At 68.1% G+C, this 25568-nt stretch carries 31 protein-coding genes; 10 read left to right on the top strand and 21 right to left on the bottom strand.

What is annotated here, in order from left to right; genetic code table 11:
* Positions 1-41 precede the first annotated feature (41 nt).
* The 3 genes from DVW87_RS05050 to DVW87_RS05040 all read left to right on the top strand — a co-directional run bounded on the left by DVW87_RS05050 (position 42) and on the right by DVW87_RS05040 (position 1942).
* The gene (locus DVW87_RS05050; RefSeq protein ID WP_114686607.1) at positions 42-749 is read left to right on the top strand and encodes a Crp/Fnr family transcriptional regulator; all 708 of its coding nucleotides are present in this window, start codon (positions 42-44) and stop codon (positions 747-749) included.
* Positions 750-769: 20 nt separating this feature from the next.
* Positions 770-1108 (top strand): HNH endonuclease, encoded by a 339-nt coding sequence (locus DVW87_RS05045; RefSeq protein WP_239017755.1) that lies wholly within the window; start codon positions 770-772, stop codon positions 1106-1108.
* A gap of 219 nt (positions 1109-1327) precedes the next feature.
* The gene (locus DVW87_RS05040) at positions 1328-1942 is read left to right on the top strand and encodes an opacity protein (RefSeq protein ID WP_114687083.1); all 615 of its coding nucleotides are present in this window, start codon (positions 1328-1330) and stop codon (positions 1940-1942) included.
* Between the two features lie 594 nt (positions 1943-2536).
* On the opposite strand, the gene DVW87_RS05035 is transcribed toward DVW87_RS05040, so the two are convergent.
* From DVW87_RS05035 to DVW87_RS05020, 4 genes are all read right to left on the bottom strand, one after another.
* The gene (locus tag DVW87_RS05035) at positions 2537-2752 is read right to left on the bottom strand and encodes a hypothetical protein (RefSeq protein WP_114686606.1); all 216 of its coding nucleotides are present in this window, start codon (positions 2750-2752) and stop codon (positions 2537-2539) included.
* Between the two features lie 205 nt (positions 2753-2957).
* The gene (locus DVW87_RS05030; protein ID WP_114686605.1) at positions 2958-4016 is read right to left on the bottom strand and encodes a ribonucleotide-diphosphate reductase subunit beta; all 1059 of its coding nucleotides are present in this window, start codon (positions 4014-4016) and stop codon (positions 2958-2960) included.
* A 4-nt stretch (positions 4017-4020) separates the two neighbouring features.
* On the bottom strand, positions 4021-4239 hold the full coding sequence (locus DVW87_RS05025) for a hypothetical protein (protein WP_114686604.1): 219 nt from the start codon (positions 4237-4239) through the stop codon (positions 4021-4023).
* Complete coding sequence (locus tag DVW87_RS05020; protein ID WP_114686603.1) at positions 4236-4436, bottom strand: hypothetical protein; 201 nt, start codon at positions 4434-4436, stop codon at positions 4236-4238. The genes DVW87_RS05025 and DVW87_RS05020 overlap by 4 nt, the downstream gene beginning before the upstream one ends.
* Positions 4437-4498: 62 nt before the next feature.
* Between DVW87_RS05020 and DVW87_RS05015 the strand changes: the two genes are divergently transcribed.
* The gene (locus tag DVW87_RS05015) at positions 4499-4768 is read left to right on the top strand and encodes a DUF2171 domain-containing protein (RefSeq protein WP_114686602.1); all 270 of its coding nucleotides are present in this window, start codon (positions 4499-4501) and stop codon (positions 4766-4768) included.
* Positions 4769-4923: 155 nt separating this feature from the next.
* Here DVW87_RS05015 and DVW87_RS05010 read toward each other — a convergent pair whose 3' ends face one another.
* Positions 4924-5298, bottom strand: coding sequence for an endonuclease domain-containing protein (locus tag DVW87_RS05010; RefSeq protein ID WP_114686601.1), 375 nt, complete (start codon positions 5296-5298; stop codon positions 4924-4926).
* Between the two features lie 159 nt (positions 5299-5457).
* Entirely contained in the window at positions 5458-7380 is a 1923-nt protein-coding gene (locus DVW87_RS05005; RefSeq protein WP_114686600.1) for a ribonucleoside-diphosphate reductase subunit alpha, read from the bottom strand.
* A gap of 434 nt (positions 7381-7814) precedes the next feature.
* On the opposite strand from DVW87_RS05005, the gene pgsA reads away from it, so the two are divergent.
* The 3 genes from pgsA to DVW87_RS04990 are packed head-to-tail and all read left to right on the top strand — an operon-like array spanning position 7815 to position 9070.
* Positions 7815-8381 (top strand): CDP-diacylglycerol--glycerol-3-phosphate 3-phosphatidyltransferase, encoded by a 567-nt coding sequence (pgsA, locus tag DVW87_RS05000; protein WP_114686599.1) that lies wholly within the window; start codon positions 7815-7817, stop codon positions 8379-8381.
* A 3-nt stretch (positions 8382-8384) separates the two neighbouring features.
* On the top strand, positions 8385-8642 hold the full coding sequence (gene moaD / locus DVW87_RS04995; protein ID WP_114686598.1) for a molybdopterin converting factor subunit 1: 258 nt from the start codon (positions 8385-8387) through the stop codon (positions 8640-8642).
* Positions 8639-9070 carry a molybdenum cofactor biosynthesis protein MoaE gene (locus tag DVW87_RS04990; RefSeq protein WP_114686597.1) on the top strand — a complete coding sequence of 144 codons (432 nt, stop codon included), beginning with the start codon at positions 8639-8641 and terminating at the stop codon, positions 9068-9070. The genes moaD and DVW87_RS04990 overlap by 4 nt, the downstream gene beginning before the upstream one ends.
* 63 nt (positions 9071-9133) lie before the next feature.
* Here DVW87_RS04990 and DVW87_RS04985 read toward each other — a convergent pair whose 3' ends face one another.
* The 5 genes from DVW87_RS04985 to DVW87_RS04965 form a co-directional block, all read right to left on the bottom strand.
* A complete protein-coding gene (locus DVW87_RS04985; protein ID WP_114686596.1) occupies positions 9134-9772 on the bottom strand; it encodes a fasciclin domain-containing protein in 639 nt (212 codons plus the stop codon).
* Between the two features lie 129 nt (positions 9773-9901).
* On the bottom strand, positions 9902-10804 hold the full coding sequence (locus DVW87_RS04980) for a hydrogen peroxide-inducible genes activator (protein ID WP_114686595.1): 903 nt from the start codon (positions 10802-10804) through the stop codon (positions 9902-9904).
* A gap of 57 nt (positions 10805-10861) precedes the next feature.
* The gene (gene ahpF / locus DVW87_RS04975; protein WP_114686594.1) at positions 10862-12442 is read right to left on the bottom strand and encodes an alkyl hydroperoxide reductase subunit F; all 1581 of its coding nucleotides are present in this window, start codon (positions 12440-12442) and stop codon (positions 10862-10864) included.
* A 214-nt stretch (positions 12443-12656) separates the two neighbouring features.
* Complete coding sequence (ahpC, locus tag DVW87_RS04970; RefSeq protein WP_114686593.1) at positions 12657-13220, bottom strand: alkyl hydroperoxide reductase subunit C; 564 nt, start codon at positions 13218-13220, stop codon at positions 12657-12659.
* Positions 13221-13354: 134 nt separating this feature from the next.
* Complete coding sequence (locus DVW87_RS04965; RefSeq protein ID WP_114686592.1) at positions 13355-14125, bottom strand: sulfite exporter TauE/SafE family protein; 771 nt, start codon at positions 14123-14125, stop codon at positions 13355-13357.
* Between the two features lie 163 nt (positions 14126-14288).
* Between DVW87_RS04965 and epsC the strand changes: the two genes are divergently transcribed.
* Both epsC and DVW87_RS04955 read left to right on the top strand, forming a co-directional pair.
* Complete coding sequence (gene epsC, locus DVW87_RS04960; protein ID WP_114686591.1) at positions 14289-14972, top strand: serine O-acetyltransferase EpsC; 684 nt, start codon at positions 14289-14291, stop codon at positions 14970-14972.
* Complete coding sequence (locus DVW87_RS04955; RefSeq protein WP_114686590.1) at positions 14972-15313, top strand: DUF2794 domain-containing protein; 342 nt, start codon at positions 14972-14974, stop codon at positions 15311-15313. The genes epsC and DVW87_RS04955 overlap by 1 nt, the downstream gene beginning before the upstream one ends.
* Positions 15314-15343: 30 nt before the next feature.
* Here DVW87_RS04955 and DVW87_RS04950 read toward each other — a convergent pair whose 3' ends face one another.
* From DVW87_RS04950 to DVW87_RS04905, 10 genes are all read right to left on the bottom strand, one after another.
* Complete coding sequence (locus DVW87_RS04950) at positions 15344-16408, bottom strand: hypothetical protein (protein WP_114686589.1); 1065 nt, start codon at positions 16406-16408, stop codon at positions 15344-15346.
* 76 nt (positions 16409-16484) lie between these two features.
* On the bottom strand, positions 16485-17384 hold the full coding sequence (locus DVW87_RS04945) for an SDR family NAD(P)-dependent oxidoreductase (protein WP_114686588.1): 900 nt from the start codon (positions 17382-17384) through the stop codon (positions 16485-16487).
* Positions 17385-17481: 97 nt separating this feature from the next.
* Positions 17482-17880, bottom strand: a complete 399-nt coding sequence (locus DVW87_RS04940) for a hypothetical protein (RefSeq protein ID WP_114686587.1) — start codon at positions 17878-17880, stop codon at positions 17482-17484.
* A gap of 87 nt (positions 17881-17967) precedes the next feature.
* On the bottom strand, positions 17968-18660 hold the full coding sequence (gene phoB / locus DVW87_RS04935) for a phosphate regulon transcriptional regulator PhoB (protein ID WP_114686586.1): 693 nt from the start codon (positions 18658-18660) through the stop codon (positions 17968-17970).
* Between the two features lie 19 nt (positions 18661-18679).
* Positions 18680-19366 (bottom strand): phosphate signaling complex protein PhoU, encoded by a 687-nt coding sequence (gene phoU / locus DVW87_RS04930; protein WP_181814721.1) that lies wholly within the window; start codon positions 19364-19366, stop codon positions 18680-18682.
* 11 nt (positions 19367-19377) lie between these two features.
* Positions 19378-20151: a phosphate ABC transporter ATP-binding protein PstB gene (gene pstB, locus DVW87_RS04925; RefSeq protein WP_420822324.1), complete on the bottom strand. Its 774-nt coding sequence runs from the start codon at positions 20149-20151 to the stop codon at positions 19378-19380.
* Positions 20145-21386, bottom strand: a complete 1242-nt coding sequence (gene pstA / locus DVW87_RS04920) for a phosphate ABC transporter permease PstA (RefSeq protein ID WP_114686584.1) — start codon at positions 21384-21386, stop codon at positions 20145-20147. Before pstA ends, pstB begins: the two co-directional genes overlap by 7 nt.
* On the bottom strand, positions 21379-22755 hold the full coding sequence (gene pstC / locus DVW87_RS04915; RefSeq protein ID WP_114686583.1) for a phosphate ABC transporter permease subunit PstC: 1377 nt from the start codon (positions 22753-22755) through the stop codon (positions 21379-21381). Before pstC ends, pstA begins: the two co-directional genes overlap by 8 nt.
* On the bottom strand, positions 22752-23798 hold the full coding sequence (locus tag DVW87_RS04910; protein ID WP_114686582.1) for a substrate-binding domain-containing protein: 1047 nt from the start codon (positions 23796-23798) through the stop codon (positions 22752-22754). The genes pstC and DVW87_RS04910 overlap by 4 nt, the downstream gene beginning before the upstream one ends.
* A 60-nt stretch (positions 23799-23858) precedes the next feature.
* Complete coding sequence (locus DVW87_RS04905; RefSeq protein WP_114686581.1) at positions 23859-25073, bottom strand: ATP-binding protein; 1215 nt, start codon at positions 25071-25073, stop codon at positions 23859-23861.
* A 94-nt stretch (positions 25074-25167) separates the two neighbouring features.
* Between DVW87_RS04905 and DVW87_RS04900 the strand changes: the two genes are divergently transcribed.
* Positions 25168-25563, top strand: coding sequence for a hypothetical protein (locus DVW87_RS04900; RefSeq protein ID WP_114687081.1), 396 nt, complete (start codon positions 25168-25170; stop codon positions 25561-25563).
* The last annotated feature ends 5 nt before the right edge of the window (positions 25564-25568 follow it).

The following is a 25568-nucleotide window of genomic DNA, read 5'->3' as shown; positions in this document are numbered from 1 at the left end:
TTGCGTGGGGCGGCACGTTCCGTCCGCCTGGGGAGGGGCGCATGAGCATCGCATTGTTTTTGCGGACCCATCCGCTGCCGGCCCTGGAACAGGCGGACCGCGACGCGCTGGAAGCGGCGATGGGGCCGGCACAGGAGGTTGCGCCCCGCCAGATCATCGTGCGCGAGAACGTGCCCCTGCACAGCTGCACCCTGCTGCTCAGCGGGTTCGTCCAGCGCTACAAGGATGCCGCCAATGGCAACCGCCAGAGCTTGGGCATCCACATCCCCGGCGACTTCGTGGACCTTCATTCCTATCCGCTCGGCCGGCTTGAACATTCGATCGCCACGATCACGCCGGTGCGCATCGCCAGCGTGCGCCACGAACAGGTGCGGGCGCTGACCGCGCGCACCACCGTGCTGACCCAGTTGCTGTGGCGCGCGACGCTGGTCGATGCGGCGATCAATCGCGAGTGGCTGCTAGGCATCGGCGTGCGCCCGGCGGCACAGCGCGTCGCCCATCTCCTGTGCGAGATGTACGTGCGGCTGGAGCGTATCGGCATGACCCGCGGCCTGCGCTTCGACCTGCCCTTGACGCAGACCGACATTGCCGAGGCGACCGGCCTTACGCCCGTGCACACCAATCGCATGCTGCGCCAGCTGCGCGAGGAAGGGCTCGCCGAGTTCCGGCAGGGCATGGTGCAGATCCCCGACTGGCCCGCGCTCAAGCGCTTTGCCGAGTTCGACACGGCATATCTGTTCCTCGACTGACGGCTTCCCATATCCTGCCCATGGCGGGACGGGTGAAGCGCAAGAACGGGCTGGCGGCCGCCAAAGCCTTGCGCGAGGCGGCGATCGCACCGGAGCGGTGCGCCTTGTGCGACCGTCCGCTCGGCACGCGCACCGAGTGGCACCATCCCGTGCCGCGCAGCCAGGGCGGGCGCGAGACGGTGCCGGTGCATCCGATCTGCCACCGGACGATCCATGCGACCTTCTCCAACCATGAACTGGCGCGCACCTTCCCGGATCTGGACGCGGTGCGTGCACATCCGGAGATCGGCCGCTTCCTGCGCTGGGTGTCGGACAAGCCCGCCGACTTCCACGCGCCCACCCGGCGCCGCGCCTCCTGAAAGCTGCCTTGCCGCTGCCGCAAAGTTGCTCGGGTTCGTTCATCCCTTCGACAGGAAGTGTGACAGTTTCGCAACATTCGCGGAAATCCGCGACTTTTTACCATGCTGCGGCGCAACGATCCGGCGTTCGGCCGGTTTCACGCACAACTCGGTCGGCCGGCGCTTGCAGCGCCCGTGAGAGCCCTCGGGTCGCGAAAGAACATGAAGAAGGATCTGTTGATGCGTACTCTGCCCATCATGGCGGCCGCGATGGCCGCGCTCGTTTCCGTTCCCGCCATGGCGCAGGACGTTCCCGCCGATGCATCGGCAACCACCACCGAGCAGGCGCCGGACGGCTCCAAGGCGTTCGGCATCGAGCCGTATGTCGGCATCATGGGCGGCTGGGAGAGCTTCGACAGCGAGCCGAGCGACGCGGGCTTCCCGCGCGGCTTCCGCAACAACGAGCTGAACGGCTCGCTGGTCGAGGGCGTGGTCGGCGTTAACGTGCCGCTGGGCCCGGTGTTCGTCGGCGTGGAAGGCAATGTCGCCAAGGGCCTGTCGGGTGACATCGACTGGCAGTACGGCGCCGCTGGCCGCTTCGGCTTCCGCGCCGGCGAGAGCGGCCTGCTGTACGGCAAGGTCGGCTATGGCTGGACCAACTTCGCCGACAATCGCGTGATCTCGAACCGCGACTATCACGAGATGACCTACGGCGTCGGCTTCGAGGTCGGCCCGAAGTCGATCGGCCTGGGCGGCATCACCGGCGAGAGCGGCATCCGCCTGCGCGGCGAAGTGCAGACCCGCGGCGACGCGCACAGCTTCCGTCCGACGCTGGGCCTCGTCACCCACTTCTGATCGGGGCGACCCGGGCAGGGCGGCGGGTTGCCACTCGCCGCCCACCAGCGCCCGATCTGCCTTGCGTGCATGCGGCCCGGCGTATCGGGGCCGTCGAAAGGGAGGGCGCGGTGCTTCGGCTCCGCGCCCATTTTCATGCGCGCGCCCGGCGCCTGGCTTGTTCCGGATGGGGCAGGCGATGATCGGCCGGGCGGTGTCGGTGCGGGCGGTGCAGGCCTCGGCTCCCGCGAACGTACCACCACCGCCGCCGGCGGAGGCCGGGCGCCTGGGCCGGCAACTCGCGGGGCTCGGCCCACCGGCCACCCTGCTGCCGAGAATGGAGCGGGAGGAAACGGAGCAGATGGTCCGCGATCCGCCGGCCTTTCGCTGGCGGAGCAGACGGCGCTGCGGCAGATTGCGGCGCGAGCCGCGGCGGCCCTGAAGGGCGGCGCCTTTGCGCGGCTGCTGTCGGTGGAGGAACTACGCGCGCTGGTCGCCTTCGAGCAAACCCCCGTCGCCCGCCGTCGCCCGGCCGTTCTGCCCTAGGTCGTCGCCGAGGCGGGGACGCTCGGCGCGTTCTGCGCCCGGGCCGGCAAGGGCTGCGCCAGGCAAGCGCTATTGCGCGCCCATGGCGTTGGCGAGCACGGCCAGATCGGCGGCGTTCACCGCCTCGCCGGTGGCATCGCTTTCCGCCGCAACCGAGCCGTTCGCCGCAGCTTTGTTCTGCGGCTTGTCCGGCATGTTGCTGGCCACGTCATAGGCGGTCCACAAGATTCCCGCCGCCCAGATCAAGGCGGCCCAGCGGCTGCGGAAGAGGCGGGAGAAGGGCATGGCCCTGCCTTAGAGCCGCAGGGCTAACGAGCGGTGCATGCGGCGGCTCGGGGCTGCCTGCCCGCATCCGCTCCAGCGCTAATCGGGGAGGGAAGGCCGACGCGGGAGCAAGTCCCGCGTCGTCGGACGGCGCCCGGGCGCCGCCGGCCGGCCGCGCCGCCTGAAGGCTCGGGCGTAGCTTGCGCTACGCCCTTGCGGGCGCGGCTTACTCCGCCGCGACGCCAGCCCGCGAGAACATGTCGCCGCCCTGGTCCGCATCCTCGTTCGCCACCAGCGCCGGCGCCTTGGCCTTCTGGCGCTTGTCGAACGAGTCCCACACGTCGTTCCACTGGCCCTTGGTCGCGGCCTTGGAATATTCCGTCGCGCGCTGTTCGAAGAAGTTGGCGTGCTCCACCCCGTTCAGCAGCGGGGTGAGCCAGGGCAGGGGATGCTCGTCGATCATGTAGATCGGCTTCAGGCCCAGCTGCCCCAGCCGCCAGTCGGCGATGTAGCGGATGTACTTTTTGATGTCGCGCGGCTTCATGCCTTCCACCGGGCCCATCTCGAAGGCGAGATCGATGAACGCATCCTCCAGCCGGATCGTCGTCTGGCACTGGTCGGCGATGTCGTCCTTCACCGTCTTGCTGAGGCACTGACGCTCCTTCACGAAGGCGTGGAACAGGTGGATGATCCCCTCGCAGTGCAGGCTTTCGTCGCGCACCGACCAGGAAACGATCTGCCCCATGCCCTTCATCTTGTTGAAGCGCGGGAAGTTCATCAGCATGGCGAAGCTGGCGAACAGCTGCACGCCTTCGGTGAAGCCGCCGAACATCGCCAGCGTACGCGCGATATCCTCGTCGGTGTCGACGCCGAAATTCTGGAGATAGTCGTGCTTGTCCTTCAGCTCGGCATATTCGAGGAAGGCGCCATATTCGCTCTCCGGCATGCCGATCGTGTCGAGCAGATGGCTGTAGGCGGCGATGTGCACCGTCTCCATGTTGCTGAATGCCGTCAGCATCATCTTCACCTCGGTGGGCTTGAACACCCGGCCGTATTTCTCGTGGTAGCAGTCCTGCACCTCCACGTCCGCCTGCGTGAAGAAGCGGAAGATCTGCGTCAGCAGATTGCGCTCGTGATCCGAGAGCTTCTGCGCCCAATCGCGGCAATCCTCGCCCAGCGGCACTTCCTCCGGCAGCCAGTGCAGCTGCTGCTGGCGCTTCCAGAAGTCATAGGCCCAGGGATATTCGAACGGCTTGTACTGCTTGCGGGCTTCGAGAAGGGACATGGGGTTACTCCGACAAAACCGAGGAAAGATAGATAAGCGCGCCAGAGACGCAGGAAAGCAGGCCCTGCAGCCGCAGCGAGCGGAGCGACGAGAAGCGGGGATTGCGCAGCCGCAGCACCGCGGCCACCCGCCGGTTCACGGCAAGGGTCGCCTGCGGATAGACGATGTCGAGCAGCCCGGATGCGAAGGCCGGGCCGCCGCACACTGCCAGAAGCGCGCTCATCCCTCCGCGCTCCATTGCCACATCGCCAGCGCGCTCATGCCGAGCGCCAGGCCCAGCGCCAGCGCCATGATGCCGACCATGCGGAAGGCGTAGACCTTGGCCGGCCCGCTCGGGCGCAGGAGGCTGAGCAGCAGCCCGACGCCGAGCACGGCGAACACCGCGGCGACGGCGAGCATGACGAGCACCTGCCGGGTCATGCGGCAACCATCGTGGCAGGGAGACGTTCAGATGCCGCAACCGTAACGAAGGAGCCCATCGCATGGCCGGTTTTGAAGATATCCAGGAGCATATGGAAGTGATCGGCGCCGACGGCGTGCATGTCGGCACCGTCGACCGCATCGAGGGTGATCGCATCAAGCTGACCAAGAAGGATTCCGGCGTCGAGCTCGACGACGGACAGACCAGCGACCATGCCGGGCACCACCATTATATCTCCAAGGGCCTCGTCGCCGATGTCGAGGGCGACAAGGTCCGCCTGTCCGCCAACGCCGACGTCGCCGTGACTTTCGAGGAAGAAGGCGGGGAGTGAAGTGCGGACGGCCCTGGATTGCGGAGCGATCCGGGGACTCGTCGCGGCGGGCAGCGGAGCCGCGGAGCGGTTCCGACTGACGGCGCGGCCATAGCCCTCTCCCGCTGGGAGAGGGAGGGAGGCGCGAAGCGCCGGAAGGGTGAGGGCAGTGTCGTTCATGCGGCGCTGCCCTTTCTCGTGCCTTGTAACGTCGTTGCAACCGCCTGAAGGACGCCTTCGAGATTGTGCATCACGTCCTCGTTCGAAAAGCGCAGAACACGGAAGCCCTCGCCCGCAAGGAAGGCGCTTCGCGACTCATCTTGAAGCTCCTTCCGCACATGCGTGTCGCCATCGACCTCGATGATTAGCTGCTCCGAGAAGCACAGGATGTCGGCGTAGAATGGGCCGACCGGTGCTTGATGCCGCCATTTCAGATAGCCGAGGCTCTCACGCAAACCCCGCAGTAGACGACGCTCGGGTTCCGGCGCTTCCTGCCGGAGCTGCCGTGCGCGCGGAACTGTGCCAACCGGCTGTTTCGCGTAAAGGCGCATCTGCCCTCACCCTTCCGCCGCTCCGCGGCTCCCTCCCTCTCCCGAGGGGAGAGGGAACTTGGCCCGACGCCACGCCGTCAGACATCGTCGGCTATGCCGAAGCTGCTGTCCGCCGTGGCGTCGCCGCCCTTGCCTTGGCAAAGGCCGGTCACCCGCGCCTCACTGGCAGGCGAGGCACTCATCATAGTCCGTCGTCTCGCCGATGGCGAATACCGGCGTCTGGATGGTGTTGTCCGCCTCCACGCCGCCCTGGCCTTCCTGGCCGGCGAAGCCTGCGCGCTGCACCGACTTGGAGCGCAGATAGTAGAGCGACTTGATGCCCAGCTCCCACGCGCGGAAATGCAGCATCAGCAGATCCCACTTCTCCACGTCCGCCGGGATGAACAGGTTCAGCGACTGCGACTGGTCGATGAACGGCGTGCGGTCGGCGGCAAGCTCGATCAGCCAGCGCTGGTCGATCTCGAAGCTGGTCTTGTAGCAGTCCTTCTCCTCGCCGGAGAGGAAATCGAGATGCTGCACCGACCCGCCCCGCTCCAGGATCGAGTTCCACACCGCATCGGTGTTCTTCGACTTCTCGTTGAGCAGCTTCTCCAGATACGGGTTCTTCACCGCAAAGCTGCCCGACAGCGTCTTGTGCGTGTAGATGTTGGCCGGGATCGGCTCGATGCACGCGCTGGTGCCGCCGCAGATGATCGAGATCGAGGCGGTGGGCGCAATCGCCATCTTGCAGCTGAAACGCTCCATCACGCCCATGTCGGCGGCGTCCGGGCAAGGCCCGCGCTCGACGGCCAGCTGCATGCTCGCCTCGTCGGCCTGCGCCTTGATGTGGCGGAACATGCGCAGGTTCCACGACTTGGCCATGGCGCCCTCGAACGGCAGCCCGCGCGCCTGGAGGAAGGAGTGGAAGCCCATCACGCCCAGGCCGACCGAGCGCTCGCGCGCGGCGGAATAGGCGGCCTTCTCCATGCCCGGCTCGGCGCGATCGATATAATCCTGCAGCACGTTGTCGAGGAAACGCATGACGTCCTCCACAAAGCCCTTCTCGTCCTTCCACTCGTCCCAGGTCTCGAGGTTGAGCGAGGACAGGCAGCACACGGCCGTGCGATCGTTGCCCAGGTGATCCTTGCCGGTCGGCAGCGTGATCTCGGAACACAGGTTCGAGGTGGAGACCTTGAGGCCGAGATCGCGATGGTGCTTCGGCATGGTCGAGTTCACGTGGTCGGCGAACACGATATACGGCTCGCCGGTCTGCAGCCGGGTCTCGACCAGCTTCTGGAACAGGGAGCGCGCGTCCACCGTCTGGCGGACCGAGCCGTCCTTCGGGCTCTTCAGCTGCCATTCCGCACCGTCGCGCACCGCGTGCATGAAGGCGTCCGGAATCAACACGCCATGGTGCAGGTTCAGCGCCTTGCGGTTGAAGTCGCCCGACGGCTTGCGGATCTCCAGGAACTCCTCGATCTCCGGGTGCGAGATGTCGAGATAGCAGGCAGCCGAGCCGCGGCGCAGGCTGCCCTGGCTGATCGCCAGCGTCAGCGAGTCCATCACGCGCACGAACGGGATGATGCCGCTGGTCTTGCCGTTGAGGCCGACGGGCTCGCCGATGCCGCGCACATTGCCCCAATAGGTGCCGATGCCGCCGCCGCGGCTCGCCAGCCAGACATTCTCGTTCCAGGTGTCGACAATGCCGTTCAGGCTGTCGGGAACGGAGTTCAGGAAGCAGGAAATGGGCAGGCCACGGCCGGTGCCGCCGTTGGAAAGCACCGGGGTCGCCGGCATGAACCACAGCTGCGAGATCGCATCATACAGGCGCTGGGCGTGCGCCTGGTCGTCGGCATAGGCGGAGGCCACGCGCACGAACAGGTCCTGGAAGCTTTCGCCCGGCAGCAGGTAGCGGTCGCGCAGGGTTTCCTTGCCGAAATCGGTGAGCAGCGCGTCGCGGGAATGGTCCACCTCCAGCGAGAACAGGCGCGGCTTGGCGCCCTTGCCGCTGGCGGCGGGTGCGGCGGCGGCGGTGTTCGCCGGCGCTTCGGTCGCCTCGATGGCCATGGTGTCGCTCACCTCCCGGGTGTCCCTGAAATCCATCACGATGCCCTTTTTCAGCGTTCTACCGGTGTTCCCGGTCCGTTCGAATCGGGGCGAGGCCCCAGAATATCAGTTCGCGAGGCGAAAAGGAGAACGAAATCAGCCTGCCCGCGCGTTGCGGGGTGCAGGAAACGTCTGCCTGCAAGATAAGGTTGCAACCCTCGATCTACCAGCGATTGCGCTCGCCCCCGAACTCAACCCCTACAAATTGTGCCATTCGGACGCGCTGCGCAAGTCGTTAATTGCCGTCAGGCACACCTCCGGGTCGTTGTGCGGTGTCCGTTGCAACCCCTCGTTCGGCCGCGACGCGCGGACTTCCGCTGCCTCCGCCAAACGCAAGAGAACACGCGCGGAACGTGAAAAATTTTACCGCGCCGTCCCGCCCGTCCACCAGCGATTGCGGTCCGGCGACGGCGCTTCTAAACGGGGCGGCGATGCTCACGCTGCCCAACCTTCTGACGCTGTCCCGCATCGTCGCGGTGCCGCTGCTCGTATGGTTCCTGTGGTGGCCGCAATGGGAGGCCGGCTATGCGCTGGCCTTTGCGCTCTACTGCCTGATGGGCGTGACCGATTATTTCGACGGCTATCTCGCCCGTGCGCAGGGGGCGGTGTCGAAGCTGGGGATCTTTCTCGATCCCATCGCCGACAAGATCATGGTGGCGGCGGTGATCCTGATGCTGGTCGGCACCCGGTTCGAAGACCGCGCGATCATCACCGGCGTGCACCTGGTCGCTGCGCTGGTGATCCTGCTGCGCGAGATCGCCGTGTCGGGCCTGCGCGAGTTTCTCGGCGGCATCCAGGTTTCGGTGCCCGTCTCCCGCCTCGCCAAGTGGAAGACGACGTTCCAGCTGGTCGCGCTGGGCGGGTTGATCCTGGCAGGGGCGCTGCCCGCCTGGGCGTGGCTGAAGACGCTGGGGCTGACCACATTGTGGGCGGCGGCGGTGCTCACGCTGGTCACCGGCTGGGATTACCTGCGCATCGGCCTCAGGCACATGGACTGAGGCATGGCGGTCGAGATGCTCTATTTCGCCTGGGTGCGCGAGCGGGTGGGCACCGGATCGGAGCTGGTGGACGTGCCGGGCGAGATCGACACGGTGGCCGCGTTGCTCGACTGGCTGGCACGGCGCAGCGAGCGCCACGCCGCCGCCTTTGCCGATCGCGGCCGGTTGCGGGCGGCGATCGACCAGCATTTCGTGCCGCTCGACACGCCGCTCGGCCGTGCGCGAGAGGTGGCGATCTTCCCGCCGGTGACCGGGGGATGATCACCGTCTCGCCTGCGCCGATCGACGTCGCCGCCGAACTGGATGCACTGGAGGCCGGCGTGGGCGCGGTGGCGAGCTTCACCGGCCTGGTGCGCGGCGACGACGGGGTGACGGAGCTGGAACTCGAACACTATCCCGGCGCGACCGAGTCCGCGCTGGAGCAGCTGGCGGCGGAGGCGGAAGCGCGCTGGAACCTGTCGGCGGTGCGCATCGTCCACCGGGTCGGGCCGATGACGCCGGGCGAGCGGATCGTGTTCGTCGGCACCGCATCGGCGCATCGCGGCGCGGCGCTGGAGGCCTGCGCCTTCCTGATCGATCGCCTGAAGACGGATGCGCCGTTCTGGAAGCGCGAGACCCGCGGCGGGACGACGACCTGGGTGGAACCGCGGGGCACCGACGATCTTGCCGCGGCTCGCTGGCGACGATAGCGCCGCTGTTCTCCGGCTTCGCCATCCGCCGCCCCGGCGTGTGACCGGAGCGGCGGACGATGCTCAGCCGAGCTTGGGCAGGATCACGCCGTTGACGACGTGGATCACGCCATTGGTTTCCTTGACGTCCGGCTTGCTGATATAGGCCTTGTTGCCGCCGGCACCGGTCAGCTCGATCACGCCGTTGACCTCCTTGGCAGTCAGCGGCGTGCCTTCCAGCGTAGTCAGCGTCGCGGTGCCGCCGCCGGCCGCGATCTGCGCCTTCAGCTTCTCGGCGGTGATTTCACCGGGGACGACCTGATATTGCAGGATCTTCTGCAGGAAGGGCGCATTTTCCGGCTTCTTCAGCTGATCGAGATTGGCCGCGCCGAAATTGGTGAACGCCTCGTCGCTGGGCGCGAAGACCGTATACGGGCCCGGCTGGCCGAGCGTGCCGGCGAACTGCGCCTGGGTGATCAGCGCCGCGAGAGTAGCGTTGGTGCCGGTGGTGGGGATCGCCTCGGCGATGCTGGCGGTCGGCGCGGGCGCGGCGACCGGTTGCGGCGCCGGTGCCGGCTCCTCGGCGGGCTGCGGCATGGGCGTGCGGCCGGCGGCGATCTGCTGCGGCTGGTCCTTCTTCTTGTCCTTGTCCTTGGCGGCAAGCGGCGCCACGGCGATCAGCGCACTGGTGCCAAGGGCCGTCAGACGGAACAGGGTGTTCATAGGCAGGTGCCTCCGTTGCGAATGGATATTCACAAAGTTGTCATGCTGCGGCGCGATGTAAAGTGTCGATTGGTGGCTTTCGTCGCAAACTTTGTATCGCCTGTCGTATGACTTAGCACTGCCCAGGCGCTAGTGCGCTGCGGCGAGAACGCCGGCGAGCAAGCGAAAGTCCTTTTCTCGCGGCGAGGCGGGGCGCCAGGCAAGCGCAATGCGGCGCGCGGGATTGTCCGCCGCCAGCGGTCGCGCGGCCAGGCCGGTATGGTCGAGAATGCCGGCCCGGATCGCCATTTCCGGCAGCATGGTCACGCCCAGTCCGTTGTCCGCCATCTGCACGATCGTGTGCAGCGACGTGCCCAGCATCGTCGCCTCGGCGCGCAGCTCCGGGCGGTTGCAGGCGGCCAGGGCATGGTCCTTCAGGCAATGCCCGTCCTCCAGCAGCAGCAGACGCGTCTCGTCGATCTCGTCGGCAGGCATCGCCAGATCGATGGAGCCCAGCTCGGCCGCCGGCCCCGCGACGAAGAGCCGATCGTCGAACAGCGGCTCGAAACTGATCTCGCCGCAGGAAAAGGGCAGGGCGAGCAGCACGCAGTCGGTGCGCCCGTTCTGCAGGTTCTCGCATGCCGCCGCGCTCGGCTCCTCGCGCAGGAACAGGCGGAGGTCCGGATAATCGCGGCGCAGCTTCGGCAGGATGCGCGGGAGCAGGAAGGGCGCGATCGTCGGGATCACGCTCATCCGCATCTCGCCGGACAGCGGGCGGCCCGCGGCGCGCGCCAGGTCGCCCAGCTCCTCCGCCTCGCGCAGCACCTTGCGCGCCTTTGCGGTGATGCTGTCGCCCAGCGGCGTGAAGCGCACCACCCGCCGCGTCCGCTCCACCAGGGTGACGCCGATCAGCGTTTCCAGCTCGCGGATGCCCGCCGAAAGGGTGGATTGCGTGACGAAACAGGCGTCCGCCGCCCGGCCGAAATGGCCATGGTCATGCAGCGCGACGAGATACTGGAGCTGCTTGAGCGTCGGAAGATAGGTGGCGGGCAGGGCGGCAACTCCTCGCAGGCGGGCTCCCGCATCACGCGAGAGCCCGCTCCTTAGCGTCTAGGCGGCCACCGCTTCCAGTTCCTCTTCCGGCAGGCGGATGAGGTAGTCGAAGGCGGACAGCGCCGCGGTGGACCCGGAGCCCATCGCCACCACGATCTGCTTGTACGGCTCGGTGGTGGCGTCGCCCGCGGCGAAGATGCCGGGGCGCGAGGTTTCGCCGCGATGATCGACCTCGATCTCGCCGCGCGGGGTCAGCGCGACGGCATCGCGCAGCCATTCGGTGTTCGGCACCAGCCCGATCTGGACGAAGATGCCTTCCAGCGCGATTTCATGCAGATCGTCGGTGTTGCGGTTCTTGTAGGTCAGGCCCACCACCTGCTCGCCATTGCCGCGCACCTCGGTGGTGAGCGCCGAGGTGATGACCTGCACGTTGGGCAGCGTCGCCAGCTTGCGCTGGAGCACCGCGTCGGCGCGCAGGTCGCTGTCGAACTCGATCAGCGTGACGTGCGCGACGATGCCGGCAAGGTCGATCGCCGCCTCCACGCCGGAGTTGCCGCCGCCGATCACCGCCACGCGCTTGCCCTTGAACAGCGGGCCGTCGCAGTGCGGGCAATAGGCCACGCCCTTGTTGCGGTACTCGTCCTCGCCCGGAACGTTCATCGTCCGCCAGCGCGCGCCGGTGGAAAGGATCAGCGTCCGCGCCTTGAGGCTGGCGCCGCTCGCCAGCACGACTTCGTGCAGGCCGCCCTCGTGGCGCGCCGGGATCAGCTTCTCGGCACGCTGCAGGTTCATGATGTCGACCTCATATTCGCGCACGTGGCGCTCGAGATCGGCGGCGAGCTTCGGCCCCTCGGTGTGCGGCACGGAGATCAGGTTCTCGATGGCGGCGGTGTCGAGCACCTGGCCGCCGAACCGCTCGGCAAGGATACCGGTGCGGATGCCCTTGCGCGCGGTGTAGATCGCGGCGGAGGCACCGGCCGGGCCGCCGCCGACGACGAGGACGTCGAACGGATCCTTGGCCGCGATCTTCTTCGCCGCGCGTGCTTCCGCGGCGGTGTCGAGCCTGGCGACGATCTGCTCCAGCTCCATGCGACCCTGGCCGAACGGCTCGCCGTTGAGGAAGATCGTGGGAACGGCCATCACCTTGCGGGCGTCCACCTCTTCCTTGAACAGGCCGCCATCGATCGCGGTGTGCGTGATGCCGGGGTTGAGCACCGCCATCAGGTTCAGCGCCTGCACCACGTCCGGGCAGTTCTGGCACGACAGCGAGAAATAGGTTTCGAAGGCGAAGCTGCCGTCCAGGTCGCGGACCTGCTGGAGCAGCTCCGGCGCGGCCTTGGACGGGTGGCCGCCGACCTGGAGCAGGGCCAGCACCAGCGAGGTGAATTCATGGCCCATCGGCAGGCCGGCGAAGCGCACGGCCGTGTCGGTGCCCACCCGGCGGATGAGGAAGCTGGGCGTGCGCGCGTCCTGGCCCTCGGCCACCGAGACCTGGCCGGAAAGCGCCGCGATCTCGTCGATCAGCTCGCGCATCTGCTGCGACTTCGGGCTGTCGTCCAGGCTGGCGACGAGTTCGATGGGCTCGCGGATGTTGACCAGATAGGCCTTGAGCTGCTGCGTCAGATTGGCGTCGAGCATGGATACCGTCCTCTTGGTCACCCCGGCCTCATGCCGGGGTCCACTGTGCCGCCGGAGCAAAGCCCGCGGCTCCGTCCCGCGCTGACCACGAGCCGGCTTGCGGCCGGCGAAGTGGCCCCCGGCACGAGGCCGGGATGACGGGGAGAAACAAAAACCCGGAGCGAAGCGCGTGCCTCGCCCCGGGCCTTGGGACCTCAGGGGGCTGAGGTAACGCTTAGATCTTGCCGACGAGGTCGAGCGAAGGAGCCAGCGTCTCCTCCCCCTCTTCCCACTTGGCGGGGCAGACCTCGCCCGGGTGCGCGGCGATGTACTGCGCGGCCTTGATCTTGCGCAGCAGCTCCTGCGCATTGCGGCCGACGCCCTCCGAGGTGACCTCGATCAGCTGGATCACGCCGTCCGGATCGACCACGAACGTGCCGCGATCGGCCAGGCCCTGGCCTTCGCGCAGGATCTGGAAGTTGTTGGAGATGACGTGGTTCTGGTCGCCCAGCATGTAATAGTTGATCTTGCCGATCGCGGGCGAGGTGTCGTGCCAGGCCTTGTGGCTGAAGTGCGTGTCGGTGGACACGGAATAGACCTCGACGCCCATCTTCTGGAGGGTCGGGTACGCGTCAGCGAGGTCTTCCAGCTCGGTCGGGCAGACGAAGGTGAAATCGGCCGGGTAGAAGAAGAACACCGCCCACTTGCCGCGGGTGTCGGCGTCCGTGATCGGCACGAACTTGCCTTCCTTGTAGGCGGTCGTGGCGAAGGGGAGCACCGTGGTTCCGATGAGCGACATGCGTTTCTCCGTGTGTCGGTGGGTAATGAATTGCTGCACCGCAGATAGGGATGCTGCAGCGCAGGGCAAATTGATAGATTGTCCTGCACTGATCGCTTTTGTCGATCAATTCCAATCGATGCGCCGGAGCGTACTCATTGCGCAACCGCCTGGTAGACGGTCCAGGCGCTCGTCAGGGAAAGCAGCACGCCGACGATCGCCATCAGCGGACGGGCAGGAACACGCTTCGCGAGCAAGCCACCGAGCGGCGCCGCGGCGATGCCGCCGATCAGCAGCCCCACCGTGGCCAGGGTGAAGGCCTTCCAGCCCATCGCAAGGAAGAAGGTCAGGGAAACGGTGCTCGTCAGGAAGAACTCGGCGGTGTTCACGGTGCCGATCGTCTGGCGCGGCTCCGTTCCCTGGATCAGCAGGTTGCTGGTCACCACCGGCCCCCAGCCGCCGCCGCCGGCCGCATCCAGGAAGCCGCCGACCAGGCCGAGCGGGGCGATCACCCGCGGCTCGCGCCGCTCGACCTCGCCGCGCCAGGCGCGAAACAGGAGGTACAGGCCGATGCACGCAAGATACGCCATGACGAACGGCTTGGCGACGCCCGCATCCACGCTGGACAGGACATAGGCGCCGAGAACCCCGCCGATCACGCCGGGGATCATCAGGCGCAGGAACAGCTGCCAATTCACGTTGCGATGCAGCACATGGCTGATGCCGGACGCGGCGGTGGTGAACGTCTCCACCGCATGCACGCTCGCCGAGGCGACAACGGGGGGAACGCCCAGCACGCTGACGAGAATGGTGGAATTGATGAGGCCGAATGCCATGCCCAGCGCCCCGTCGACGATCTGGGCGGCGAACCCGACGGCAATGAACGGCAGGATCGCGGACCAGTCGACAGCGGCAAGATCGGGCATGCGTTGAGCGCTCCGCGCAAGGAAGATGTGCCGACGGTGCCGTCACAAGCGATATCCTACAAGCAAGATGGGGTTTGGTTCCGGCAAGTTGCCGCGGTGCGCGGGTTTAATTCGCGCGGTGAAATGCCTAGATGCCGGGCTTGAGGAAGAAGAGGGCAACCGGATGGAGCGCATGATCGCCTATCTCGATTCGATCAAGGCGCGCGATCCGGCGCCGCGCAGCCGCGCGGAAATTCTGCTCTACCCCGGTGTCTGGGCGCTTGCTTTCCACCGTATCGCGCACCGGCTGTACCGCGCCCGCCTGTTCTTCCTTGCCCGCCTCATCAACCACGTGGCGCGCGCCTGGACCGCGATCGACATCCATCCGGGCGCGACCATCGGCCGCAATTTCTTCATCGACCATGGCTTCGTGGTGATCGGCGAAACGGCGGAGATCGGCGACAACGTCACCATCTACCAATGCGTGACGCTGGGCGGGACGAGCCCGGACAATGGCGCCCCCGGCAAGCGCCACCCGACCATCCTCGACGGGGCGATCATCGGCTCGGGCGCGCAGGTGCTCGGCCCGATCGTCGTCGGGCAGGGCGCGCGGGTCGGCGCCAATGCGGTGGTCACGCGCGACGTGCCGACCGGCGCGGTGATGGTGGGCATTCCTGCCCGCCCGACGGTGGTGGAAGGCGGAGCGATGCCGCGTCCTGCCTTTGTCCCCTACGGCACGCCGTGTAGCGAGCAGTTCGATCCGCAGACGCAGAAGTTCGAGGTCATGCGGTGCGAGATCGAGACGCTGCGGCGCCGGCTCGACATGCTGCTGGCCGAGCGCGGTGAAGAAGAGCGCGATCGCGCCTGATGGGCATCGTCACCCCCTTTCCGCTTGCTGCTGGCCGGCCGAGCCAGGTCGGCTTCGACCGGGCGGAGCTGACGCGCATCCTCGACCTGTATGGCCGCATGGTGGCGGCCGGGCACTGGCGCGATTACGCGATGGACCTGGGCAAGGACGCGGCCGTCTTCGCCGCCTTCCGCCGCGCGGCCGAACGACCCGAGTTCCGCATCGAGAAACGCCCGGCGCTGCGGGCGCGGCAAGGCATGTGGGCGCTGATTGGCGAGCATGGCGCGGTGCTGAAGCGGGGCCATGACCTTGGCCCCGTCCTCGCGCCGGTCGAGCGCCGGCTGCTCAAGATCGTCGAATAGGGAAGGGGCTCCGCCCGGGAGCCCCTCCATTCAGGCGTGCGACAATGTCGCGACCGGGGGCAGCCGGTGCGCCAGCCCGCCGAGCACGCCCACCACCTGCCGCCTCATGGTCTGCCAGAAGGCGGAAAGCGTCAGCAGCGCCGATCCGATGACCAGGCCGGTCAGTGCCCAGGCCAGCTCCACGGCACCCGTGGTATGGAACAGTGCGTACAGCGCGTACAGCACGTAGGCGAGGCTGGACACCAGCAGCGCCCGCCGGTCCACCGCCAGCGCGACAAAGGCAAACGCGACGTACAGCACCAGCACGACCGCGGCGATGCCCGGCCCTATCTCCCCGTTGAAGATGCCGAGCATCTGGAACAAGGCATGCGCGATCATCGGCGCGGCAGCGAGATGGAGCCAGAACGCGACATCCGAGCGGCGGGTGCGGCGCTCGCGGTCGCTCATGTCCCAGCGCATGGCGAAGGCGAACATCGCCAGCCCCGCGAGCAGCACCAGCGGGAAGATCGCCTCGCGCGCGGCGGGGATCAGCGCCGTCACCAGCCCCAGCACCACGCCGACCACCGCGACCGCGCCGGCGGCCACCGTGATCGGCACCATGAAGCGACGCCAGTGCAGCCAGGCGGCGCCGGCGGTGATGGCGGCGACGCCGGCGGCCAGCGCCGCGGCGATCTGCCGCTGTGCATCGGTATCCGGCTGGTTGCGGACAAAACCCAGCGCCTCGTGGTTGAGGACGATCAGCGACACCAGCGCCGACCCGACGCCGGCCACGAACGCGAGCAGCAGCAGGATCGACGGCAACGCCATCCGGCGGCGTCCGGTGAAATACTCGGCCAGTCCCCAGGCGACGGCGGCGACCGCAACGCCGCCCAGCGGCGCCCACAGGCTCTGGCCGATCCACGCCACCGCCGCGAGCACCAGCGCGATGGCGATGGACACGAAGATGTCGTTGAAGCCGGTGAGCAGGCGAAAGGACTCCTCGTCCACCGCCGGTGTGGCGCGACTGGTCGCCACGAAGCTGCGCAACCCGGCCGCCGCATCCGGGCTCAATGCCCCTGCGGCGACCGCGCCATCGATGTCCGTCTCGCTGTACATGAAACAGCACTCCCCTGTTGGAGGGGGGAGTGTGTCACGGGTGTGTTAGATCGTCAACACAGCAAGGTTGCCGTGCTTACTGGCCCTGCAGCTTGCGCAGGATGCTCATCGACTGCTCGCCGCCCGCCTGCGGCACCATCTCGCCGGTGCGATCAGTGATCTCCGCCCAGTGCGCCGCAATGCCTTCGGGCGACAGCTCGTCGCCGGTCAGCAGCTTGCCCTGGGTGAGGGTGACGTATGCCGCCTGGAAGACCCCGGCGCCGGCGCCGATGATGGCGTTGGTCGGCGCATCCTCGCTGACCAGGTAGAGCGCCGCGGGGGCGACCTTTTCCGGCGAGAAGGCGTCAAACGCCTCCTTGGGGAACAGGTCCTCGGTCATGCGCGTGCCGGCGGTGGGGGCCAGCGTGTTGACCTTGATGTTGTACTTCGCACCCTCGAGGTACAGCGTCTTGGTGAGGCCGGCGAGGCCGAGCTTGGCCGCGCCATAGTTCGCCTGGCCGAAATTGCCGTACAGGCCGCTGGAGGATGCGGTCATCAGGATGCGGCCATAAGCCTGCTCGCGCATGATTTCCCATACCGCCTTGGCGCAATTGGCCGAGCCGTTGAGATGCACGTCGATCACGAACTTGAAGTCGGCCGGCTCCATCTTCACGAAGGTCTTGTCGCGCAGCACGCCGGCATTGTTGATGAGGATGTGAACGCCGCCCCACTTCTCCTTGGCGCGCGCGACCATTTCCACCATCTGCTCGTATTCGGTGACGCTGCCACCGTTGGACATGGCTTCGCCGCCGGCCGCCTCGATCTCCTCGACCACCTTCAGCGCGGCGTCGGAATGGCCGGTGCCGTCGCGGCTGCCGCCGAGGTCGTTGACCACCACCTTGGCGCCGCGCCTGGCGAGTTCCAGCGCGTAAGCGCGGCCGAGACCGCCGCCGGCACCGGTGACGATGGCAACGCGATTGTCGAAGCGGATGGACATGAGAGCTCCTCGCAGAATCGAAAGAGCGCCCTCCTTATGGAGAGCGCTCTCGCGACGCAACACGTAGGCTTTTGACGCTACGGTATGCTGATCGGGCTTAGCGGCGACGCGCGCGGCGGGCACCCGGCTCGATGCAATCGTCGGTCTGGCCGCGCTTGCAGACGGGCGGATTCGTCACGGCGGCCGGCGGCGGCGTGGTGTTCATCGGACCCATCACGATCTGGCCACCGGTCGGCGCAGCGCCCATCGGCGGCTGACCCATGGTGCCCTGGCCCATGGGCGGCTGCATGGAGCCATCGGCCGGCGCGTTGGTGGTCTGCGTCGACTGGTCGGTCGGCGGGGTCTGCTGCATTGTCGAGGGATCGGCGGGAGCGGCCTGGTCGGTCGACTGGCTCGGGCTGTTCGTGATGGTCGAATTCGAGCCAACCGACGACGAAACCTGCGCCATGACGGGAGCAGCGATCAGAGCGGCCGCGCCCAAGAGAAAGAGCTTCATGAGGAATCCTCCTGGATTTGATCGCGACCGTAACGATCGCTGGGAGGTCCAACGCCCTTTTGCGCAAATGGGTCCGACTCTTTTGCGCTACTCGCCAGAATCCAGCGCATAGCCCGCGGAACGCACCGTGCGGATGATGTCGGGGCGATCGCCGATGTTGATCGCCTTGCGCAGCCGGCGGATATGCACGTCCACCGTGCGGCTCTCGATGTCGCTGTCATGCCCCCACACGCTGTCGAGCAGCCGCTCGCGCGAGAAGACGTGGCCGGGATGTTCGAGGAAGTGCTTCAGGAGGCGGAACTCGGTCGGCCCCAGCGGGATCACCTCGCCGTTGCGGCGCACCTTGTGGCCCACCGTGTCCATCTCGACATCGGCATAGCTCATCGTCTCGCCCGCCAGCGCGGGGCGAACGCGGCGCAACACCGCACCCACGCGGGCCACCAGCTCGCGTGGGGAGAACGGCTTGGTGACGTAATCGTCCGCGCCCGTCTCCAGCCCGCGGATGCGGTCCTCTTCCTCGCCACGCGCGGTGAGCATGATGATCGGCACGTTCTGCGTCTCGCCCATGCGACGCAGGCGACGGCAGACCTCGATGCCGGACAGCCCCTCGATCATCCAGTCGAGCAGGACGATGTCGGGGGTCTGTTCCTTGGCGAGCAGCAGTGCCTCCTCGCCATCGGCGGTGCGCACCACCTCGAAATCCTCGCGGCGGAAATGGAACTCGACGAGCTCGGCGAGCGCGGCATCGTCCTCCACCAACAGCATGCGGGCCTGGGCCATGTGCGTTTATCCCCCTGGTTTACTGAACGGGTGAGTGGCCGCGGTCGCGCTCGGCCATGTGGGCGCCGGTTGCGGCGAAATGGACCATCTCGGCGACGTTGACGGCATGATCGCCGACGCGCTCGAGATTCTTGGCGATGAACAGCACGTGCGCCATCTGGCCGATGGTCTTCGGGTTCTCCATCATGTGCGTGACGAGGATCCGGAACAGCGAGTTGTAGAAATCGTCCAGCGCGCGGTCGCTGGCGGCCACCCGGGTGGCGCCCTCCGCATCGCGCGCGGCAAAGGCGTCCAGCGCATCGCGCACCATGTTCACCGCCAGGGTCGCCATCGCCGGCAGCACGGACAGCGGCTCCACCTCGCTGTGCCATTCGATGGACGGCACGCGCTTGGCGATGTTCTTGGCATAGTCGCCGATCCGCTCCACCACGCCGGCGATCTTCAGGGCCGCGACGACCTCGCGCAGGTCGTCGGCCATGGGCGCGCGCAGGGCGATGATGCGCACGGCCAGCGCCTCCACCTGGATCTGCAGCGCGTCGATCGCCTTGTCGCCGGCGACGATCTCGGCCGCGCCTTCCAGATCCTGGCGGCGCAGCGTTTCCATCGCACGGGCGATCGCCTGTTCGGCGAGCCCGCCCATCTGCGCGATCAGCCCGCGCAGCTGGCCGATGTCGTGGTCGAACGCTTTGACGGTATGTTCCATCATCTAATCCGCTCTCAGCCGTACCGGCCGGTGATATAGTCCTTGGTGCGTTCCTCGCGCGGACTGGTGAACAGCTGCGCGGTGTCGCCATGTTCCACCAATTGCCCCATGTGGAAGAAGGCGGTCACCTGCGACACGCGGGCGGCCTGCTGCATGTTGTGGGTGACGATGGCGATGGCATAGCGGCCGCGCAGCTCGTGGATCAGCTCCTCGATGCGCGCGGTGGCGATCGGGTCGAGCGCGGAGCACGGCTCGTCCATCAGGATCACTTCCGGGTCGACCGCGATGGCGCGGGCGATGCACAAACGCTGCTGCTGGCCGCCCGACAGGGCCGTGCCGGAATCCTTCAGCCGGTCCTTCACCTCGTTCCACAGGCCGGCGCGGGTCAGCGCCTGCTCGACCACCGCGTCCAACGCCTCGCGCGAGCGCGCCAGCCCGTGGATGCGCGCGCCATAGGCCACGTTCTCGTAGATGGACTTGGGGAAGGGGTTCGGCTTCTGGAACACCATGCCCACCCGCGCGCGCAGTTCCACCACGTCCATGCCGGACGCGTAGATGTCGTCGCCGTCCAGCCGGATCTCGCCCTCCACCCGCGCGCCGGCGATGGTGTCGTTCATGCGGTTGAGGGTGCGAAGGAAGGTCGACTTGCCGCAGCCGGACGGGCCGATAAAGGCCGTAACGCGGTCCTGGTCGATGTTCAGCGACACGTCACGGATCGCCTGGTTGTCGCCGTAAAAGACGCTCACGCCTTTTGCTTCGATCTTGGAGCGGTTGGGAAGGGTCACCAGCGGGTCTCGAGACGGTTGCGCAGGTAAACGGCCAGGCCGTTCATCGCGAGGAGAACGAAGAGGAGGACGAGGATCGCGGCGCTGGTCTTCTCCACGAAGCCGCGGTTCACCTCGTCGGACCACAGGAAAATCTGCACCGGCAGCGCCGTCGCCGGATCGGTCAATCGATCGGGCGGCGCGGCGACAAAGGCGCGCATGCCGATCATCAGCAACGGCGCCGTCTCGCCCAGCGCGCGCGCCATGCCGATGATGGTACCCGTCAGGATGCCCGGTAATGCGAGCGGCAGGACGTGGTGGAACACCACCTGCACCGGCGAGGCGCCCACCGCCAGCGCGGCGTCGCGGATGGAAGGGGGCACGCCCTTGATCGCGTTGCGACCGGCGATCACGATCACCGGCATGGTCATCAGCGCCAGCGTCAGCCCGCCGACCAGCGGCGCGGAACGCGGCAGGCCGAGCGTGTTCAGGAACAGCGCCAGGCCGAGCAGCCCGAAGATGATCGACGGAACGGCGGCGAGATTGTTGATCGATACCTCGATCAGATCCGTCCAGCGGTTTCGCGGCGCATATTCCTCCAGGTAGAGTGCGGCCAGCACGCCGACCGGAAAGGCCAGCCCCAGGGTCACCGCCATGGTCAGCAGCGAGCCCTTCAGCGCGCCCCAGACCCCCACTGCCGCCGCGTCGGTGGAATCGGCGGCGGAGAACAGGGCCGCATTGAAATGAGACGAGATCGCCGAGCGGCGCGCAAGGCTGGCGACCTCGGCTTCCGCTTCGGGCGTGCCGCGGCCCTTGAAGGCGATGTCGATGCCGGAGGCTGCCGGTACCTGGATCACCGCGCGACGCGCGAGCAGCGACGGATCGCGGCGCACGGCATTCCGCACGCTGATCCAGGCGGCATCGGACAGGAGGCGCGCGCCGTGCGGTCCGAAAGCGGCAATGGCGGCATGGTCCGTCAACCCCTCGAACCCGGCGCCGGCGAGGCTCGCTGCGCCCTCGCGCCCTTCCAGCTGCCCGGGATCGAGGGGCAGGCCCGCCGCAGCGAAGTCCACCGGCAGGGCGATCTGCGTGCGGGTGAAGCCGCGCAGGCCGCCCGAAACCATGGTGGCGAGCAGGAACAGCAGGAAGCCTGCCGAGATCAGCACGGCCGCCGCCCCGGCCAGGCGGAAGCGACGCTCCGCCGCATGGCGCTGCCGCAACCGGCGCCGGCGCTCGTCCGCGGGCACGGCGCTATTCATAGGCTTCCCGATACCGCTTCACCACGCCCAGCGCGATTATGTTGAGGAGCAGGGTGATGAGAAACAGGGTGAGCCCGAGCGCAAAGGCGGCCAGCGTCTTGGCGCTGTCGAACTCCGCCTCCCCGGTCAGCAGGTCGACGATCTGCTTGGTCACGGTGGTGGCGGGTGCGAAGGGGTTGAGCGTGAGGGTGGCGATGCCCGATGCCGCCATCACCACGATCATCGTCTCGCCGATGGCGCGGCTGACGGCGAGCAGGATGCCGCCGACCACGCCGGGCAGCGCGGCGGGCACGATCACGCGCGTCACCGTCTCGGACAGGGTCGCGCCCACCGCCAGGCTGCCGTCGCGCATCCCAGCAGGCACGGCGGCCAGCGAATCGTCGGCGATCGAGGACACGAACGGAATGATCATCATGCCCATGACGAGCCCCGCCGCCAGCGCGCTTTCCGAGGAAGCGGATTCGATGCCGATCGCCACGCCGAGCTGGCGTACGGCCGGCGCCACGGTGAGCGCCGCGAAATAGCCGTAGACGACGGTGGGGACGCCGGCGAGCACCTCGATCACCGGCTTTACCCAGCGGCGGGTGCGCGGCGCGGCATATTGGGTGAGATAGATCGCGCTCATCAGGCCCAGCGGCACGGCTACCGCCGTGGCGATCACCGCGCCGATGAAGAACGTGCCCCAGAACAGCGGCACGGCGCCCAGCGTGCCGCCCGGATCGGCCGGATCGATCACCTGCGGGCTCCAGTGCGTGCCCGTCAGGAAGTCGCCCACGGGCACCAGCTGGAAGAAGCGCCAGCTTTCCAGGACCAGGCTGAGGAAGATGCCGGCAGTGGTGAGGATCGCGATCAGCGACGCGGCAAGCAGCAGCGCCATCACGCCGCGCTCCACATGGCGCCGCGCGCGCAGGCCCGGCCGCACGCGCAGCCACGCCGCCGCGCCGCTGCCAAACGCCAGCAGCAGCGCGATCCCGGCGGCAAGCGCATCGTAATGGCCCTGCGCCTCGTCATAGGCCGGGGCGAGGCGGGCGGCGAGCGGGTGAAAGGCGGCGCCCAGGCCATGGTCGGAAAGGCTGCGCGCTTCCGAAAGGATCGAGGCGCGCTCGAACCCGGACGGGGGCAGTTGCGCGGCGGCAGGGCTGGCCAGCACGCGGTCGGTCACCAGCGCCGGCGAGATCGTGGTCCACAGCGCCACGAACAGCAGTGCCGGCGCCAGCGTGCACAGCGCAACAAAGGTGGCATGGTGCCCCGGCAGGGCGGGCGAGCGCTGTCCCGGGCGTGTGGCAAAGGCCGCCGCGCGGGTGCGCGCCGCCAGCCAGCCGATCAGCGCCAGGCCCAGGATCAGCAGGAGAAGCGTCGGCGCGCTCATCGCAGGGTCGCCGGATCGAGCGGAGTCTGGCGGGCGATCACCGCCGCCGATCGCGCGCGCACGTCGGCGGGCGCCACGATCAGCCCGCGGCGGACCAGCGGACCGTCCGGGCCCCAGGCGCGGGCGTAGGCGGCAAGAAAGGCGGCCAGCCCCGGCACCGCCTCGAGGTGCGCCTTCTTCACGTAGATGTAGAGCGGGCGCGAGCCGGGGTATCGCCCGTCGGCAATCGCGTCGTAGCTCGGTATCACGCCGTCCAGCGGCAGGCCGCGGACCGCCCCCTCATTCTCTTCCAGGAACGAATAGCCGAACACGCCGATCGCCTGCGGATTGGCCTGCAGCTTCTGGATGATGAGGTTGTCGTTCTCCCCCATGTCGACATAGGCGCCGTCCTCCCGGATGCGGGTGCAGCGGGCCTTGTGCGCATCGGGGCTGGTCGTCGCGAGCTGCCGAGCCGAGGCGTCCGCTTCCTCGCAGCCGCGCGTCAGGATCAGCTCGGCCATCGCGTCGCGGGTGCCGCTGGTGGCGGGCGGACCATAGACCTGGATCGGCACGGACGGCAGCGCGGGATTCACGTCCCGCCACGTGCGCGCGGTGTTCGGCCGGCCGCCCGGCGCCGCGGCCAGCGCGCGGTAAAGGTCGGCGGGCGTGAGCGCGAGGCGCGGGCCGTTCATCGCCTCGCCGAAGGCGATCCCGTCCAGGCCGACCTCGACCTCCAGCAACGCCGCCGCACCGTTCGCCCGGCAGGTGCGGTATTCGCTCGCCTTGATCCGGCGGGAAGCGTCGGCGATGTCCGGATGCGCCGCGCCGATGCCGGCACAGAACAGCTTCATGCCGGCGCCGGTGCCGGTGGACTCGATCACCGGGGTGCGCGCGTCGGGCGTTGCCGCCACGAACGCCTCCGCCACCATCGCGGTGAATGGGTAGACGGTGGAGGAGCCCACCGCGCGAATCTGCGCGCGCGCGCCCGTGCCGCCGCTGGCCTGATCGTGGCAGGCCGACGTCGCGAGCAGCGCGAGCGCGGAAAAGGCGAGGGAGCGGAACATCGGGCCTTGTTGTGAGTCGTGGCTATAGAGTCCCGACGCGCGCCCTGTGTGACACTCCAGTTACGCTTTCGTGACAGCGCTCCCGTGTGGCGGCAACAGCACGGTGATGGTGGTGCCGGTGCCCACCACGCTGGTGATGTCCAGGCGGCCGCGATGGCGCTCCACGATGTGCTTGACGATGGCCAGGCCCAGGCCCGTGCCCCCCGCCGCCCGGCTGCGCCCGGCATCCACGCGGTAGAAGCGTTCGGTCAGGCGCGGCAGGTGAGCCGGGGCGATGCCGTCGCTTTCGTCGCTGACCGACAGGCGCACCATGCGGCCGTCGCGGCCGAGGCGCACCGTCACCGGCGTCCCCGGCCGGCCGTACTTCAGGGCATTGCCGATGACGTTGTGCAGCAATTGCGAAAGCTGCGCCCGGTCGCCGGTAACGGGGGGCACGTCGTCGGCCAGCGCCGTCACGATGTCGCCGCCACGCCCGTCCGCCGCGCGGGCGAGTTCGGCATGCACATCGTTGGTCAGGTCCAGCAGGTCCACGGGCGTGTCCGGTAGGCGATATTTCTCCGCCTCGATCCGGCTGAGCGAGATGAGGTCCTCCACCAGCCGCTGCATGCGGCGTGCCTCATCGAACATCACCTTCAGGAACCGGCGGCGCAGGGCAGGCTCGTCGCCGGCCTCGTCTTCCAGCGTCTCGATATAGCCCAGGATCGAGGCCAGCGGCGTGCGCAGTTCGTGGCTGGCATTGGCGACGAAATCCACGCGCATCCGCTCGGCGGCATAGCTTCCCGTCTGGTCGACAAGGTGCACGATCTTCTGCCCGCCCGCGGCCGTGGAGATCTTCATCTGCCAGCGCTGGTCTAGCGCCCCCAGGCCGACCAGATCGACGGTTCCGTCGAACGGCTCGCCCGTGGCGAGCCGCTCCGCCGCGCCCGGGTGACGGATGGCGAGGCGCACGTCCTCGCCCACGATATGCTGGCCCAGCAGCGCGCAGGCGGACTGGTTGGCGTGCTGCACCCGCCCGTTGGCGACGATCAGCATCGGCTGCCCCACCGCTTCGATCAGTTCGTCCATGCCGATCGGCGCGGCCGGCGCCCCGGCCAGCATGCCCGGCAGTTCCTCGCGGGAAACCGGTGCGCCGATGCCGAGCAGCACGGCCGCCACGCCTCCCACCAGGGTGATCAGCGACGCCGCCCAGTCCTGCGTCACCATCGCCACCGCCCCCGCGGCCACGGCAACCAGGACAAGGGCGGAGAAGGTGCGCTGGGTGGCGGCGGGCAGCATGGCGGCCCGCTGTACCGAAACGTGCCACGCGTCGCCAGCGTGCGCTTGCCTCCCGGAAACGATTGTGAAAGGGCTTGGGACTATGGCGGACGAGATGAGCGACCAGGCCCCTTCGCCGGAAGGCACCACCCGCCGCCGTGCGCTGATGCTGGGCGCGGTGGGCGCCAGCGCGGTGCTGTCGATCCGCCCGGCCCTGGCGCAAACCAACGCCTCCGTGCTGACCTGCCAGGTTCCCGTGCCCGATCCCGGTCGCGCGGGCAGCTATATCGCGGCGGACGGCAAGGTGGTCGCCGCCGGCACGCCGGGCGCGTTTGCGCCGCCCGCACGCGCCTATACCGGCGAGGAAGTGCGCAGCGCGATCTCGGGCGGACGCCTGCCCGGCACGTACAGCGACGAGCAGAACCGCGCGTATATCAGCTACATCCGCAACCTGCAGTCCGGCACCAGCGGCTTCACCTGTTTCGCATCGTTGCAGATGCCGCGCGGCTGAACGCC

This window comes from Sphingomonas aracearum (assembly GCF_003345355.1).
GTDB classification, from domain to species: Bacteria; Pseudomonadota; Alphaproteobacteria; order Sphingomonadales; family Sphingomonadaceae; genus Sphingomonas; species Sphingomonas aracearum.
Note: the sequence above shows the minus strand (reverse complement) of the source record. Positions and strands in the feature narration are given on the sequence as shown.